The sequence below is a fragment of the Methylogaea oryzae genome (assembly GCF_019669985.1).
GTDB lineage: Bacteria > Pseudomonadota > Gammaproteobacteria > Methylococcales > Methylococcaceae > Methylogaea > Methylogaea oryzae.
In genome coordinates this window covers 1400279-1413983 of the sequence record NZ_AP019782.1, presented here as the reverse complement: position 1 = coordinate 1413983, position 13705 = coordinate 1400279, and the positions used below count along the sequence as shown (strand labels likewise).

The 13705-nt window shown below is 61.3% G+C and carries 12 protein-coding genes and 2 tRNA genes; all 14 read right to left on the bottom strand.

The features are described 5' to 3' along the window. Positions 1–2 precede the first annotated feature (2 nt). Entirely contained in the window at positions 3–1028 is a 1026-nt protein-coding gene (locus tag K5607_RS06640) for a uroporphyrinogen decarboxylase family protein (RefSeq protein ID WP_221048591.1), read from the bottom strand. Beyond that, complete coding sequence (locus K5607_RS06635; RefSeq protein ID WP_221048590.1) at positions 1025–1693, bottom strand: cobalamin B12-binding domain-containing protein; 669 nt, start codon at positions 1691–1693, stop codon at positions 1025–1027. Before K5607_RS06635 ends, K5607_RS06640 begins: the two co-directional genes overlap by 4 nt. 11 nt (positions 1694–1704) lie before the next feature. Continuing rightward, on the bottom strand, positions 1705–3309 hold the full coding sequence (locus K5607_RS06630) for an ASKHA domain-containing protein (RefSeq protein ID WP_221048589.1): 1605 nt from the start codon (positions 3307–3309) through the stop codon (positions 1705–1707). After that, positions 3309–5657: a two-component system response regulator gene (locus tag K5607_RS06625; RefSeq protein WP_221048588.1), complete on the bottom strand. Its 2349-nt coding sequence runs from the start codon at positions 5655–5657 to the stop codon at positions 3309–3311. The genes K5607_RS06630 and K5607_RS06625 overlap by 1 nt, the downstream gene beginning before the upstream one ends. 75 nt (positions 5658–5732) lie before the next feature. Further along, entirely contained in the window at positions 5733–6635 is a 903-nt protein-coding gene (locus K5607_RS06620; RefSeq protein ID WP_221048587.1) for a 5'-nucleotidase, read from the bottom strand. Positions 6636–6728: 93 nt separating this feature from the next. Then, positions 6729–7070 (bottom strand): hypothetical protein, encoded by a 342-nt coding sequence (locus K5607_RS06615; protein ID WP_054773139.1) that lies wholly within the window; start codon positions 7068–7070, stop codon positions 6729–6731. Between the two features lie 132 nt (positions 7071–7202). Beyond that, positions 7203–7276: transfer RNA gene (locus K5607_RS06610), tRNA-Cys, on the bottom strand. A 48-nt stretch (positions 7277–7324) separates the two neighbouring features. Continuing rightward, a tRNA-Gly gene (locus K5607_RS06605) sits at positions 7325–7400 on the bottom strand. Positions 7401–7439: 39 nt separating this feature from the next. Continuing rightward, positions 7440–8006, bottom strand: coding sequence for a CDP-diacylglycerol--glycerol-3-phosphate 3-phosphatidyltransferase (pgsA, locus tag K5607_RS06600; protein WP_221048586.1), 567 nt, complete (start codon positions 8004–8006; stop codon positions 7440–7442). Then, positions 8007–9842 carry an excinuclease ABC subunit UvrC gene (uvrC, locus tag K5607_RS06595; protein ID WP_054773138.1) on the bottom strand — a complete coding sequence of 612 codons (1836 nt, stop codon included), beginning with the start codon at positions 9840–9842 and terminating at the stop codon, positions 8007–8009. A gap of 98 nt (positions 9843–9940) precedes the next feature. Beyond that, complete coding sequence (gene pnp / locus K5607_RS06590) at positions 9941–12016, bottom strand: polyribonucleotide nucleotidyltransferase (RefSeq protein WP_221048585.1); 2076 nt, start codon at positions 12014–12016, stop codon at positions 9941–9943. 38 nt (positions 12017–12054) lie between these two features. Beyond that, a complete protein-coding gene (gene rpsO, locus K5607_RS06585; protein WP_054773137.1) occupies positions 12055–12324 on the bottom strand; it encodes a 30S ribosomal protein S15 in 270 nt (89 codons plus the stop codon). Positions 12325–12401: 77 nt separating this feature from the next. Beyond that, positions 12402–13316, bottom strand: a complete 915-nt coding sequence (gene truB / locus K5607_RS06580) for a tRNA pseudouridine(55) synthase TruB (protein ID WP_221048584.1) — start codon at positions 13314–13316, stop codon at positions 12402–12404. Between the two features lie 3 nt (positions 13317–13319). Beyond that, entirely contained in the window at positions 13320–13700 is a 381-nt protein-coding gene (gene rbfA, locus K5607_RS06575; RefSeq protein ID WP_082411420.1) for a 30S ribosome-binding factor RbfA, read from the bottom strand. Between the last annotated feature and the right edge of the window lie 5 nt (positions 13701–13705).

Sequence of the window (13705 nt, the reverse complement as noted above, 5' to 3'; positions counted from 1 at the left end):
CGTCAGAACTTGCCGTATTCGAACGCCGCGCCCAGCATGGCGCGGATTTTTCCTTCAGGAATAGCGTACGGCATCACCACCGTGCCGAACAAAAAGCGTCCGCCCGGCTTGCCGGCTTCGACGATGCGCCGCACCTCGGCGCAGATTTCGTCCGTGGACCAGCGCAGCAACTTGATATCGTTGATGACGCCGCAGGCCATGCCCTGCCCGCCGACCAGCCGCTTGCCTTCCGCCACGTCGTCCTCGGGACCCAGATAATAAACCCGGATACCCAAGCGCTCGCGCACTTGTTCGATGACGTTGTTGAACGGCGCGCTGCCGCAGTAATACACCACATCGTCCACGCCGTCCGGCAACAAATCCTTTTCCATCCACGGCAAGGACAAGGCCTGGAAGCGCTTCATGCCGACGAAATAGGTGGAGCCGAAGGGATTGGAGTAGAGCAACACGTCGGCGCCGGCGGCGCGATAGGCGGCGGCCTGGCGGCGGAAAAACAGCGAGCACTTCTCCAGCAGCAAATCGCGCAGCTCCACCGGCCCCGTGAGCAGCAGCTCCATCCACTTGTCCATGCCCATCAGCAGGGCCGGCAGGGTCATGGAAGCGGTCAAATAGGCGCATATGGGCACTTTTCCGCCCACTTCGGCCCGCAGGATGCGCAGGCATTCGGCGGTTTCGGCGAACGCCGGGAGGGCGGCGATGTCGTCGGGCACTTCCAGCCGCTCGATGTCGCCATAGTCCTGAATAACGAAGTGTTCGACGTTGGGCGGTCCGTCCTCGGCGAAAAGGATTTTTCGACAGCCCAGCAGCTCCGCTTCCTTGCCCACGTAAAACAAGCTCCAAACATTGTCGTAGCCGTATTTGCGCTGCATGCGCAACTGGCCTTCGGCCACGTTGGCGCCTTTGGCATAGTACTGTTCCAGGGACATGCCCAGTTCTTGGGCGCCCTGGTCCAGCAGGTTGCAGAACACCGGAATGCGGTCGGTGGGTTCGCCGTTCAGGGTGGCGGTCAGGCGTTGCAACGGCGTCATGACGCTTTCACCTCTTTGATAAGGTCTAGGATGGCCCTCCCGGCGGTGATTCCGTCCTCCGCCCAAGCGTCGGCCTGCACGGTTTTGTACAACTCCGGGTCGAAACGGTACGGCGCGCCGCCAACGGCGATCTTGATACGGCCCTCCAGCCCGCGCTCGCGCAGCAGTTGCCGCACTTTCAAGCAGCCGTTTTCGCCCTTGGCGGTATGCACCATCATGGAGGAGATGGCGATCACCTGGGCCTCGTGGGCCACGGCCTCGTCGACAAAGCGCTCCGGCGCCACGTTGACGCCCAGGTCGACGACTTCCACCATCAACGATTTGAGGCAACCGCTGACGATGCGTTTGCCGAGGGAATGCAAATCGCCGTGGGAGCTGCCGATCACCACCCGCCCGGCGCTGGCCGGCGGCTGCTTGAAGCGGACGATCATGCGTTCCGTGACTTCCGCGGCGATCTGGCCGGTCATGAAGTGCTGGGCCAGGTTGGCGTCGGGATCGCGGTTGATGGTTTGCATCATGTCCTCGATGGCGGGAATCACCACCTTGAAAACGATGTCCTCCGGCGTCACGCCGGCGGCGACGGCGTCTTCCACCACTTGCAAGGCACGCTCCTTGTCGGTGTCGAATATCGCCTCGTTATAGTCGGCGACGATCTGTTTCAGCATGGGCCACCTCGTCAGGCATCCAGGGCTAGGGGTCGCAAACGCAGGTTTTCGATGAAGCGGTCTTCGAATTCCGGCACCAGGGACAAATTCAGCAACACCGACCGCTCGCGCAGGTGCTCCAGCAGCGCCGGGCCTTGCGGCGCCAGCAACGCCAGCTCGCACCCCGTCAGCGCCGCATTGGCGTGCAACTCGATGCGTTCGGCGGCTATGCCCGGCAGCAAACCGATGGCCTGGGCGTGGGGCACGTGCAAATGGCGGCCGAAAGCGCCGCACAGGCATAGCCGCCGCACGTCGCGCCACTTCAGCCCGGCGCGCAACAACAGGCATTCGGCGGCGGCGGCCACGGCCGCTTTGGCACGCTGCAAGGCGTCCACATCGCGCTTTTGCAAAGCGATACCATCCGCCAAAGGATAGCCGCCATCGCCCGCGTCGCCGATAAATCGGCCCGAGGGATGCAAAACGCCCCCTTGCCGCAACACCGCCACGGCGTCCACCAATCCCGATCCGCACAAACCCAACGCCGGACCGCCGCCCAATACTTCGCCCCGCAGCGCCCCGTCTTCGCCGTCCCGCCGCAAGCGATACAAAGCGCCGGCCTCCGCCGACATGCCGCAGCTGATGCCCACGCCCTCGAAAGCCGGGCCACCCGGCGTGGCGGTCACCCACAAACGACTCCCGTCCCACAGGGCGAGCTCGGTGTTGGTGCCCACGTCGACCAGCAAGGCGGCCTCGCCTCCCCCGGCCAATCCCGTCGCTGCCACGTCGGCCAACAAATCGGAACCGACGAAACCGCCCAGGGGTTGGACCACCTGAATTTCCGCCGTTTCGGGCAGCCGCCAAACGCGCCGCCAAGCCGGCAAATCCGTGGCTCGACATTGCAGACGATGCTGCCATTCCAAGGGATCCAATAATTTCCCGGCCTCGCCTTCCGTGAGCAAAGCCAGCATGGCGGTATTGCCGACGATAACCAGGCGATCGGCGGCGATCGGCTCTCCCGCGAAATGCTCGCACGCCAATTGCCGCAGGGCGTCGCCGATGGCGTCCACCGCCATGGCCGCCAATCGGTGGGCGGACGCCGGGTCCGCAGCGGCGGCGGCCAGGCGGGACAGCACGTCCGTACCGATGGCCGTCTGCGGATTGCGGCCGCAACACGCCGCCAACCGCTGTCGCGTTCCCCGGCGCCACACGGACAGGCGGATATGGGTGGACCCCAAATCCACGGCCACGGCATCGGGATGCAACGGCCCCGGCGCGTCAAAGGACGGAGCGGCCTCCAGCTCGGCGGCCGGGATGTCGTCCCAGCCGGCGGCCGGTCGCCGATCCGATAACAAGATGTCCACGTCGCCCAGCAGCCGCGCCTGGCAAGCCAAGCGCCAACCAAGCGCCCGCCGCTCCTCGGACAATCGCAGCCGCTCCGCGTCGGTGGTCGGCGTCACCGCGCCGCTCAAAACCCGTAAAGCGCATTCGCCGCAAGCACCGCCGCCGCCGCAATTGGGCGCCAGCTCGACATCGCCGGCATTCAGGGCGTCTTTTAAGGTTTGCCCGGCGTGGGCCGGCACAATTCGTTGGTGGAGTCCTTGCCGCAGCAGCACCCTCGGCGCCGCAGGCTGGTCCATCAGTGCGCCGGCCCGATGCCGCCGCGCATCAGCATCTGCACCATATCGTCCCAAGGCAAGGGGCGGGAAAAATAATACCCTTGGAAATAGCGGCAGCCGGCGCCGTGCAGAAAAGCCAGCTCCTCCATGGTCTCCACCCCCTCGGCGATCGTTTCGATTTCCAGGTTGTGGGCCAAGCTCAAGATGGCGGCGATGATGGCGGCGTCCAGCGGATCGTTGTGGACGTCGCGAACGAACGACTGATCGATCTTCAGTTGTTGGATCGGCAGACGCTTCAAATAAGCCAGCGAGGAATAGCCGGTGCCGAAATCGTCTATGGAAAAACGAATACGCTGCACGCTCAAGTGCTGCATCATTTCCACCGTTTGGTCGACGTTGCCCATGAGCAAACCTTCCGTCACCTCGAGCTTGAGCCGCTCCGGCGGCAGACCGCTGTCCCGCAGCACGCTCTCGATAATCGCCAAAAACGCGGGATCACGGAATTGGCGCGGGCTGATATTGACTGCCAGGCTAATTTCGCCCGGCAGCGCGTGACGCCGCAGCAGCGCCGCGAAGCGCGTCGTCGCATCACGCAACGCCCATTCGCCGATCGGCAAAATCAAGCCGGTGTCCTCGGCTATGGGAATGAAATCCGCTGGGCACACCAAGCCGCCTTCGGGTTTGGGCCAGCGTATCAGCGCTTCCATGCCAACCAAGCGGCCCTGGAAATCGGTCTGCGGCTGAAAATGCAAAATGAACTCGCCGTTGGCGACGGCGCGGCGCAGATCGCGCTCCATGTCCAACACGCGCAGCGCCTGGTGCTGCATGGAGTGCTCGAAGAAATGCGTGTTGTTCCGCCCGCTTTGTTTGGCCTGATACATGGCGGTATCGGCGCGCTTGATCAAGTCCTGGGCGGAAACCCCTTCGGCCGGGAATAACGCCACGCCGATGCTGGCGCCGGCCCGAATTTCGTGGTCTCCGACGATAAAAGGCTGCTCCAGCGACTGGCGCAGTTTATTCGCCACCCGCACGACGTTTTGTGTGATATCCAGCACATTGGCGCCGACGTCGGACAGCAGCAGCAAAAATTCGTCGCCGCCCCAACGGGCCAGCGTGTCCTCCTTGCGCACATCCTCGCTCAACCGCGCGGCAACCTGTTGCAGCAAATCGTCGCCCACGGCGTGTCCCAAAACGTCGTTGACGTTTTTGAAATGGTCCAGATCGAGAAACAGGATGGCGCCGCCCCCGCCTTGCCGCTGAGAGCGGTTCAGCTCCATCTCCAGGCGATTTTCGAACAGGCGGCGATTGGGCAAGCCGGTCAATTCATCGTGGAAAGCCAGATACACCACCCGCTCGTCGGCTAAACGGCGCGCCACCCCCAGCGCCAGCATGTCGCCCAGGCGTTGGAGAAAGCTTTTATCCAGCTCCTCCTCCGCGTTGCCGTCCGACAAATAATGCACCATGGCGCCAAGCACCCGCTCTTGATCCAGCAAGGGAATCCAATAACGGCCGTGCTCGTGAACGCTAAGCTGTCCGAGCGTGTCGCAATCCCGAACGCTGCAATCGTGAAAAGCCGGTTGCCCGGAAAAAATGGCTCGCAGACAACGGCATTGGCCAAGCTGGATATGCCGGCAGCGATGCCGATCCTCCGGCGTGAGGCCCGTTCCCGCCACCAGCAGCATTTGCGCGTTCGGATCGTGCGCATCCGCCAGAAAGACCAGATTGCGGCTGGGCGCGCCGCTCCAATCCAGGCGCTTGTTCAGCAACGCGATGGCGTGGTTCAAATATTCGCGCATCTCGGTTTTGGCCAGAGACAACGCCATAATTTCGCTTAATGCCCGCTCCTGCATGGCGCGCAGCGTCAAGTTGGCATTGGCCGCTTGCAGCTCTCGGGTCCGCTCCTGGACGCGGTATTCCAAATCGGTGTTCATCTCCCGCAACGCTCGGCGCGCGGTCGCCAGTTCCAAGTGGATACGGATTCGGGAAATCACCTCTTCGGCTTGGAAAGGCTTGACCACATAGTCGACGCCGCCGGCCCGGAAGCCGTTGACCTTATCCTCAACCTCCTGCAAAGCGCTGATGAAGATCACGGGAATGTCGCACGTATCGGGATCTGCCTTGAGCCGGCGGCACACTTCGTAACCGTCCAAATCCGGCATGCGCACGTCGAGCAGGATGATGTCGGGCTTTTGCAAAGCGATGGCGCGCAACGCCATTTCGCCGCTCAAAGCCAGACGCACACGGCATTGGGCGTGTTTGACCACGCCTTCGAGCACACGCAAATTATCGGGATTGTCGTCGACGACCAGCACGTCCCCTTTGACGGGTGCCTGACCGGCAGAAGATCCTTCGGATTTCATCGACACCATGTCAAAAGTCCTGGGAAAAAACGCTATGCGATCCAACATCCCGCGTCAGGCGCATACGCGACGACGGCGGATGGTTTAGCCCGTTTCGTTGGCTACGCCATGGGGCACATGGCCGGTAGCGACGTGTCGGCTGGCCGACTCGCAGTGACCTTTTTGGTCGTCGAAAAAAATATCGGCGCCAAAAGCCCGGAGGAAATCGCCTTTATCCATGCCGCCGAGAAATAGCGCTTCATCGATACGGATATTCCACGCCCGCAACGTTCGCACCACGCGTTCATGGGCGGGAGCCGCCCGCGCCGTGACCAAAGCGGTGCGAATCGGCGAACGCTCGGGCCCAAGCTGGGTTTGAATATAGTGCAGAGCCGCGAGAAAAGCCTTGAAAGGGCCGCCGGACATGGGCGTTTTTGCCGCGGCCTTCTCATTTTCGGTAAATGCCGCCAAGCCGCGCGTTTTATAAATCCTTTCCGATTCGTCGGAAAACAGCACCGCATCGCCGTCGAAAGCGATGCGCAGCTGTTGTTCCGAGGCGGAGGACGCCGAGCCGGACGATATGATGGTGGCGGCGGCGATCCCCGCATCCAGCGCCTGCACCACGTCCTCCGCATTGGCGGATAAAAACAAATGGGCACCGAAAGCCGAGATGTACGCGAAGGGAGAATCGCCGCTGGTGAAGGCGGCACGGGTAATATCCAGCTTGTGGTGCTGGATGGAATTAAAAATGCGCAGCCCGGTATCGGCGCTATTGCGGGACAGCAAAATCACTTCGACCAATGGCGGACCAGCCAAGGTCGCATTGATGGACAACAGTTTGCGTACCAGGGAAAAGGCGACGCCGGGGGGTAAAGGCTCTTCCTCCCGCTCCATTTGGTAGCGGCAGTAGGCGTCTTTGCCTTCGGTCTCAAAAATGCGGTGGGATTCGTCCAGGTCGAACAGCGCCCGGGAGGAAATAGCAACGACCAGCTTACGATCTTGAGTCATGGGGCGGCGCGGCGGGGTCAGCCTAGCCTGAAAACAAAAAACCCACGTGCGCAGGCCTGAAGAGCAGCCGAACGCACGTGGGCGGCAGTCCTTTTATTTGGACTGGGGAGAGCTCGTCTGATACGACGCCAGCACGTCGTCATAACGCTTGATTTGTTCGCGGCCGTGCGCAACCAGCTGCATGCCGATATCCAGAACCAACTGCCACAGCGCCGGCATTTCCCATACTTTCTTGCCCAGCCAACCCAGCGCCGCGCCAGCACCCAGAAACGCCAACACCACCGGGAATCCCATGCCGTGTAACACGCGAGTTCCCTGGAACAGAATATCCAAAGGCACCAGCAAGAACACGCCTGCATATACCAATGCCGCGAAGATGAACAGGGCGAAAGTGATAAACTGCATTAAACGAATGAGAAAAACGTTGATGTTCATCTTGCTGGATTACTCCTTGGTCTGCTTATTCGGGATAGGCGCACACTAGAACAGTACAACTTAACCGCCAGAGCGGTCTTCAGATACATGGGCTCGCCATGAAGAAACGCCACTCCAACAGGAGCATAACATTGGAGGCTGAGGTCGGAATCGAACCGGCGTACACGGCTTTGCAGGCCGCTGCATGACCACTCTGCCACTCAGCCTAAAATTTAAAAATAAAAAGCCGCGATCAGGGCGCGGCTTTTAAAATTTGGAGCGGGAAACGAGACTCGAACTCGCGACCCCAACCTTGGCAAGGTTGTGCTCTACCAACTGAGCTATTCCCGCCTGACTACCCGGACTATTCTACGCGATTTATTCCGCCTGTCAACACTTCTTGCTGCTTATTAGCATAGGAAGTGCCACGCGCAGATAGTTGATCATGGACCACAGCGTCAACGCCGCGGAGATGTACAACAGAACATACCCCGACGCCCCCACCCAGGTCGCCGTCACATCGAACGCCAACAGCAGCACCACGATGGCGGCCATTTGCGCCGAGGTTTTGATTTTGCCCAACCAGCTGACCTCGACTTGCTTCCGTTGCCCGATTTCAGCCATCCATTCGCGTAAGGAAGCGATGGTGATTTCGCGGCCGATAATGACCGCCGCCGCCAAAGCCAACCAAGGGCTGGGCTGCGCTTGGACGATCAGCACCAAGGTGATCGCCACCATGAGCTTGTCCGCCACCGGATCCAGAAACGCGCCGAAGGCAGTGGTCTGTTCCAGCTTGCGGGCCAAGTAACCGTCCAACCAGTCGGTAAACGCCGCCACGGCGAATATGAACGCGCATAGGCTGCGAGCGCCGGCGAAGGGCAGATAAAAACACACGGCCAGCACGGGGATCAGCCCGATCCGTACCAGCGTGAGCGTCGTTGCCAAATTAAACCGCATTTATCCGTCCCTATCGTGTAACGCGTCGTGGATACGTTCCGCCAACTGCCGGCTGATGCCCTCCAGGGCGGCCAAATCCTCCACCCCGGCCTTGGCGATTTCTCCCAGCCCGCCGAACTGCTTGAGCAATTGCTGGCGTCGTTTTGGGCCTAGCCCCGGAATGTCATCCAAACGCGAGCGCTGGGCTGCTTTGCCGCGCCGTTGGCGGTGGCCGGTGATGGCGAAACGGTGCGCTTCATCCCTGATTTGCTGAATCAGCAGCAGAGCGGCCGAACCCGGCGGCAATTTCAACGGTCGGCAATCCGGCGGCACGAATAACGTCTCCATGCCCGGCCTGCGTTCCCGCCCCTTGGCGACGCCCACTATCATAACATCGCCCAGTCCCATCTCGCTCAGGGCCTGCGTCACAGCCCCGACCTGTCCCTTCCCGCCGTCGATGAACAAAACATCGGGAGCGGGATGCTCGCCTTTCTTCATGCGCGCGAAGCGCCGCCCCACCGCCTGCGCCAAGGCGGCATAGTCGTCGCCGGCTGTCTCCCCCTCGATATTGAAACGACGATAAGCCGACTTCAGCGGCCCGCTGCCGTCGAACACCACGCAAGACGCCACGGTCTGCCCCCCTTGCGTGTGGCTGATATCGAAGCACTCCAGCCGCTCCGGTATCGCGGGCAAGGCCAGCTCTTCCTTCAAACTGGCGTAACGCGCCGCCATGTTCATGCGCGCCGCCAACTGGCTGCGCAGCGCGTTTTCGGCGTTGCTTTGCGCCATTTGCAGCCAACGAGCTCGCTCGCCCCGCACCCGCCAGGTAATTTGAACGCCGTGTTTGGCCTGCTGCGCCAAGACTTCCGTCAACAACGCGCAATCCGTGGGCTCGTGGCTGGCCAATATTTCCGTGGGCACCGGCTTGTCCAGATAATACTGGCCGATAAAGGCCGCCAGGACGTTGCCGGGATCGTACGCCTCCTCCATTTTCGGAAAGAAGGTGCGATCCCCCAATTGCTGCCCTTTGCGGATGAAAAAGACCTGAACGCAGGCCACGCCGCCTTGCGAAGCGCAAGCGATCATGTCCAGGTCGCCCTTCTCCCCGGCCACGAACTGTTTCTGCAAAATTCCGCGCAGCGTCGCGATACGGTCGCGGTACCGAGCGGCCTTCTCGAAATCCAATTGCTGCGCCGCCGCGTCCATGGTTGCGCCCAGCTCCTCGATAACGCGCCCGCCCTCGCCTTCCAGCAACAGCAGCGTATGCTCCACGTCGCGCCGGTAGGCCTCGGCGGTAATCAAATTCACGCAGGGCGCTGTGCAGCGGTCTATTTGATGTTGCAGACAGGGCCGCGAGCGGTTGCTGAAATAGGAGTCCTCGCATTGGCGCACCCGAAAAGCTTTCTGCAACAGTTTCAAACTTTCCCGCACGGCGCCTGCGCTGGGATAGGGGCCGAAATACTTGCCGGGACGCTTGCGCGCGCCGCGATGGAAAGTCAGCTGGGGAAACTCCTGGTGGATGGAAACATAGATATGGGGATAGCTCTTGTCGTCACGCAGGCAAATGTTGTAGCGCGGCTTGTAGCGCTTGATAAACTGGTTTTCCAGCAGCAACGCCTCGCCCTCCGTGCGCGTCACCGTCACTTCGATGGCGTGGATGCGCGCCACCATGGCGATTTGCTTGGGCGTCGCCGAACTCTTGCTGAAATAGCTGGATACGCGCTTTTTCAGATTCTTCGCCTTGCCGACGTAGATCACTGCGCCCTGCGCGTCGAGCATTTTGTAAACGCCCGGCCGCTGGGTGAGCGTCGCCAGGAACGCCGGAATATCGAATGTCGAACCGCTCTCCATCGTCATGCTGCGTTAGACCGTTAATCAATCAAAAGTCACAATCTATAAAAAGCAGGCACAAAAAAAGGGCTCGAGAGCCCTTTTTTTGCGATGACATCCGCTTGTTAGGCTTCGATGCCTTTCATACTCAAGCGAATGCGGCCCTGCCGATCGATTTCCAACACCTTGACCTTGACCGTGTCGCCCTCGGACAACTTGTCGCTGACCTTTTCCACGTGCTCGTCGGAAATCTGCGAAATATGCACCAGTCCGTCCTTGCCGGGGAGAATCGTTACGAACGCGCCGAAATCCATCAGGCGCGCGACGCGGCCTTCGTAGATCTCGCCCACCACCACATCGGCGGTGATCAGTTCGATGCGGCGGCGCGCTTCCTCACCGGCCTGCCGGTCGACCGACGCGATCTTGATGACGCCGTCGTCGCTGATGTCGATGCTGGCACCGGTCTCTTCGGTGATGCCGCGAATGGTCACGCCGCCCTTGCCGATCACGTCGCGAATCTTCGACGGGTCGATGTTGAACGTCATGATGCGCGGTGCGTAATCGGACATTTCCTCGCGGGTGGCCGACAACGCTTCATTCATCTTGCCGAGGATGTGGAGACGACCGGCCTTGGCCTGCTCCAGGGCGTGGCCCATGATCTCGGAAGTAATGCCTTGGATTTTGATGTCCATCTGCAGCGCGGTGACGCCGTTGGCGGTGCCGGCCACCTTGAAGTCCATATCGCCGAGATGATCCTCGTCGCCCATGATGTCGGACAACACGGCGAAACTATCGCCTTCTTTGATCAAGCCCATGGCGATACCCGCCACCGGTGCCTTGATGGGAACCCCGGCGTCCATCAGCGCCAAGCTGCTGCCGCACACGGAAGCCATGGAGCTGGAACCGTTGGACTCGGTGATTTCCGACACCACGCGAATCACGTAGGGGAACTCCTCGCCGGGCATCACGGCCTGGATGCCGCGTTTCGCCAAACGGCCGTGGCCGATCTCGCGGCGCTTGGGGGAACCGATCATGCCGGTTTCGCCTACGCTGTACGGCGGGAAGTTGTAGTGCAGCATGAACGGCTCTTTGTACTCGCCGTCCAACGCATCGATGATCTGCGCGTCGCGGGAAGTCCCCAGCGTCGCGACCACCAGTGCCTGGGTTTCGCCCCGGGTGAACAGCGCCGAACCGTGGGTACGGGGCAGGACGCCGGTGCGAATGGTGATTGGGCGGATCGACGCCAACTCGCGGCCGTCGATACGGCGGCTATGGTTGAGGATGTTGCCGCGCACGATTTCCTCTTCCAGTTTCTCTAACTGTCCGCGAATAGCGCCCTCGGTGAACAACCCTTCCTGCAGCAGCTTCTCGACCACGTTGCTGCGAACGACCTTCAACTGTTCCTGACGCGGCAATTTTTCCGCGATCTCGTAGGCAGAGGAAATGGCCGCGCGAGCCAAATCCGCCACGGCCTGCTTCAGCGCCGTGTCCTCAGCCGCCGCCGTCCAGTGCCAGCGGGTCACGCCCACGGCCTCGGCCAGCTCGCGGATGGCGCGAATCACCACCTGCATTTGCTCGTGGCCGAACAACACAGCGCCCAACATGACGTCTTCCGGCAGCTCCTTGGCTTCCGACTCCACCATCAAAACGGCTTTGTCGGTACCCGCCACCACCAAATCCAACGCCGACTCTTTCAGAGCCGCGTTGGTGGGGTTGAGGAGATAACGGCCGTCCTTGTACCCCACCTTGGCGGCGCCAACCGGGCCATCGAAGGGGATGCCGGAGACGGCCAAGGCCGCCGAAGCGCCGATCAGCGAAGGAATATCCGGATCGACCTCGGGGTTGAGCGACATCACGGTGGCGACCACCTGAACATCGTTGTGGAATCCTTCCGGAAACAGCGGACGGATCGGCCTGTCGATCAAGCGCGCCGTCAGGGTTTCCTTTTCTGTCGGCCGCCCTTCGCGCTTGAAGAATCCGCCCGGAATGCGGCCTGCCGCATAGGCTTTTTCCTGGTAATTCACCGTCAGCGGGAAGAAATCCACGCCGGGGCTGGCTTGCTTCTTGCCCACCACGGTAACCAGCACCACAGTGCCCGCCATGTCGATCATGACGGCGCCGTCAGCCTGTCGAGCTATTTCGCCGGTTTCCATGGCGACCAGGTGATCGCCGTACTGAAAAGTTTTCCGAATCGGATTCACAACGATATTCCTTACTAGTTTGCCGCCGCGACGCCCGCTTACTTTCTCAGACCCAAACGCTCGATCAGTTGGCGATATTTCGGCGCATCGGTGCGCTTCAGGTAGTCCAGCAGCTTGCGGCGCTTGTTGACCATGCGCAGCAAACCCTGACGGGAGTGGTGGTCTTTCTTGTGTTCGCTGAAGTGCGGCGTCAGCTGAACGATGCGGGCGGTCAACAACGCGACCTGCACTTCCGGAGAACCGGTGTCGTTGGCTTGACGCTGATATTCCTTAACTACAGTACCTTTTTCTTCTGCGGTAAATGCCATAGGGGCTCCCAAAATTAAACCGTTTATAAAAAATAAAATTGTACCTTTACCCCCGTCCGCCCACAAGGCGAAAGAGGCTAAACCCTCAGGAGGCGTCGCGGCGCCACCTTGCCGTCATCGGCCACTTCGCCCACGCCCACCAACACGCCTAGCTTGTCGTACAAACGCAGCCAACTGGCAGCCGGCGGCACCTTCGGCACGAACACCGATTGTCCTTGGCGTATGAAAAAACACAACTCCTCGCTCAACGTGACCGACGGCATATCCTGCAAAGCATGGTCCACCGGCAGCAGACACGCCAAACGCTCCTCGTCGGACATGGATTGCAATTGAGTCACCGTCACCGCCTCGGCGACCGAGTAACTGCCACCCACCGCGGTGCGGCGCAAGGCGGCCACATGCGCGCCGCAGCCCAAAGCCGCGCCGATGTCCTCCGCCAAGGTGCGCACGTAGGTGCCTTTGCTGCAGTGCACTTCCAGACTCAGCGTATCGCCAGTCATCGCCAGCAAGCGCAAAGCGTGGATGGTGACCGGCCGCGCCGCCCGCTCCACCTCGACCCCCTGGCGGGCCAATTCGTAAAGGCGCTGCCCCTGGTGCTTGAGGGCCGAATACATGGGGGGGACTTGCTCGATATCGCCGCGAAAGCGCGCCAGCGCGCTTTCCACCAACCCCTCGTCCAGCGCCGGCACGGGCTTGCGCTCCAGCACCTCGCCCTCGGCATCCGCGGTGCTGGTGGTCACGCCCAAACGTATCAGCACTTCGTAGCGCTTGTCCTGATTCAAGAGGAAACCGGACAGTTTGGTCGCCTCGCCGAAGCAAATCGGCAGCAGGCCGCTGGCTAACGGATCCAAGCTACCGGTATGGCCGGCCTTTTTCGCCTGGAACAAGCGCTTCACGTCTTGCAGGGTGGTGTTGGACGTGACGGCTGGCGTCTTGTCCAACAAAAGAATCCCGTTGACCTCGCGGCCTTTGTTGCGTCTGCGCTGCGCCATGGCTTACTCCTCCGCGTCCGCGGATTCGTCCGGCTTGGCGGCAAAGCCGCCCAGCAGTTGGCTGATGCGCGCTCCGCGCTCCACGGAATCGTCGTAGATGAAGCGGATTTCCGGCACGCTGCGCAGCAGCATGCGGCGTCCCAGCTCTTTGCGCAAAAACGACGCGGCCCTGTTGAGGGCCGCCACGCTGGCGCGCGCCTCTTCGGCGCCGCCCAACATCAGGCCGACGTAGACCTTGGCCACGGACAGGTCGCGCGTCACTTCCACCTCGTGGATGCTCACCATGCCGACGCGCGGGTCTTTGACCTCGGTGCGCAGCAACTCGGCCAACTCCCGATGCATCTGGGAGCCGACGCGGTCGCTGCGGGTAAATTCTCTAGGCATAAATC

Coding starts and splice junctions, on each gene's coding strand:
- K5607_RS06640 (WP_221048591.1), bottom strand. CDS start 1,028: ATGACGCCGTTGCAACGCCTGACCGCCACCCTGAACGGCGAACCCACC.
- K5607_RS06635 (WP_221048590.1), bottom strand. CDS start 1,693: ATGCTGAAACAGATCGTCGCCGACTATAACGAGGCGATATTCGACACC.
- K5607_RS06630 (WP_221048589.1), bottom strand. CDS start 3,309: ATGGACCAGCCTGCGGCGCCGAGGGTGCTGCTGCGGCAAGGACTCCAC.
- K5607_RS06625 (WP_221048588.1), bottom strand. CDS start 5,657: ATGGTGTCGATGAAATCCGAAGGATCTTCTGCCGGTCAGGCACCCGTC.
- K5607_RS06620 (WP_221048587.1), bottom strand. CDS start 6,635: ATGACTCAAGATCGTAAGCTGGTCGTTGCTATTTCCTCCCGGGCGCTG.
- K5607_RS06615 (WP_054773139.1), bottom strand. CDS start 7,070: ATGAACATCAACGTTTTTCTCATTCGTTTAATGCAGTTTATCACTTTC.
- pgsA (WP_221048586.1), bottom strand. CDS start 8,006: ATGCGGTTTAATTTGGCAACGACGCTCACGCTGGTACGGATCGGGCTG.
- uvrC (WP_054773138.1), bottom strand. CDS start 9,842: ATGACGATGGAGAGCGGTTCGACATTCGATATTCCGGCGTTCCTGGCG.
- rpsO (WP_054773137.1), bottom strand. CDS start 12,324: ATGGCATTTACCGCAGAAGAAAAAGGTACTGTAGTTAAGGAATATCAG.
- truB (WP_221048584.1), bottom strand. CDS start 13,316: ATGGCGCAGCGCAGACGCAACAAAGGCCGCGAGGTCAACGGGATTCTT.
- rbfA (WP_082411420.1), bottom strand. CDS start 13,700: ATGCCTAGAGAATTTACCCGCAGCGACCGCGTCGGCTCCCAGATGCAT.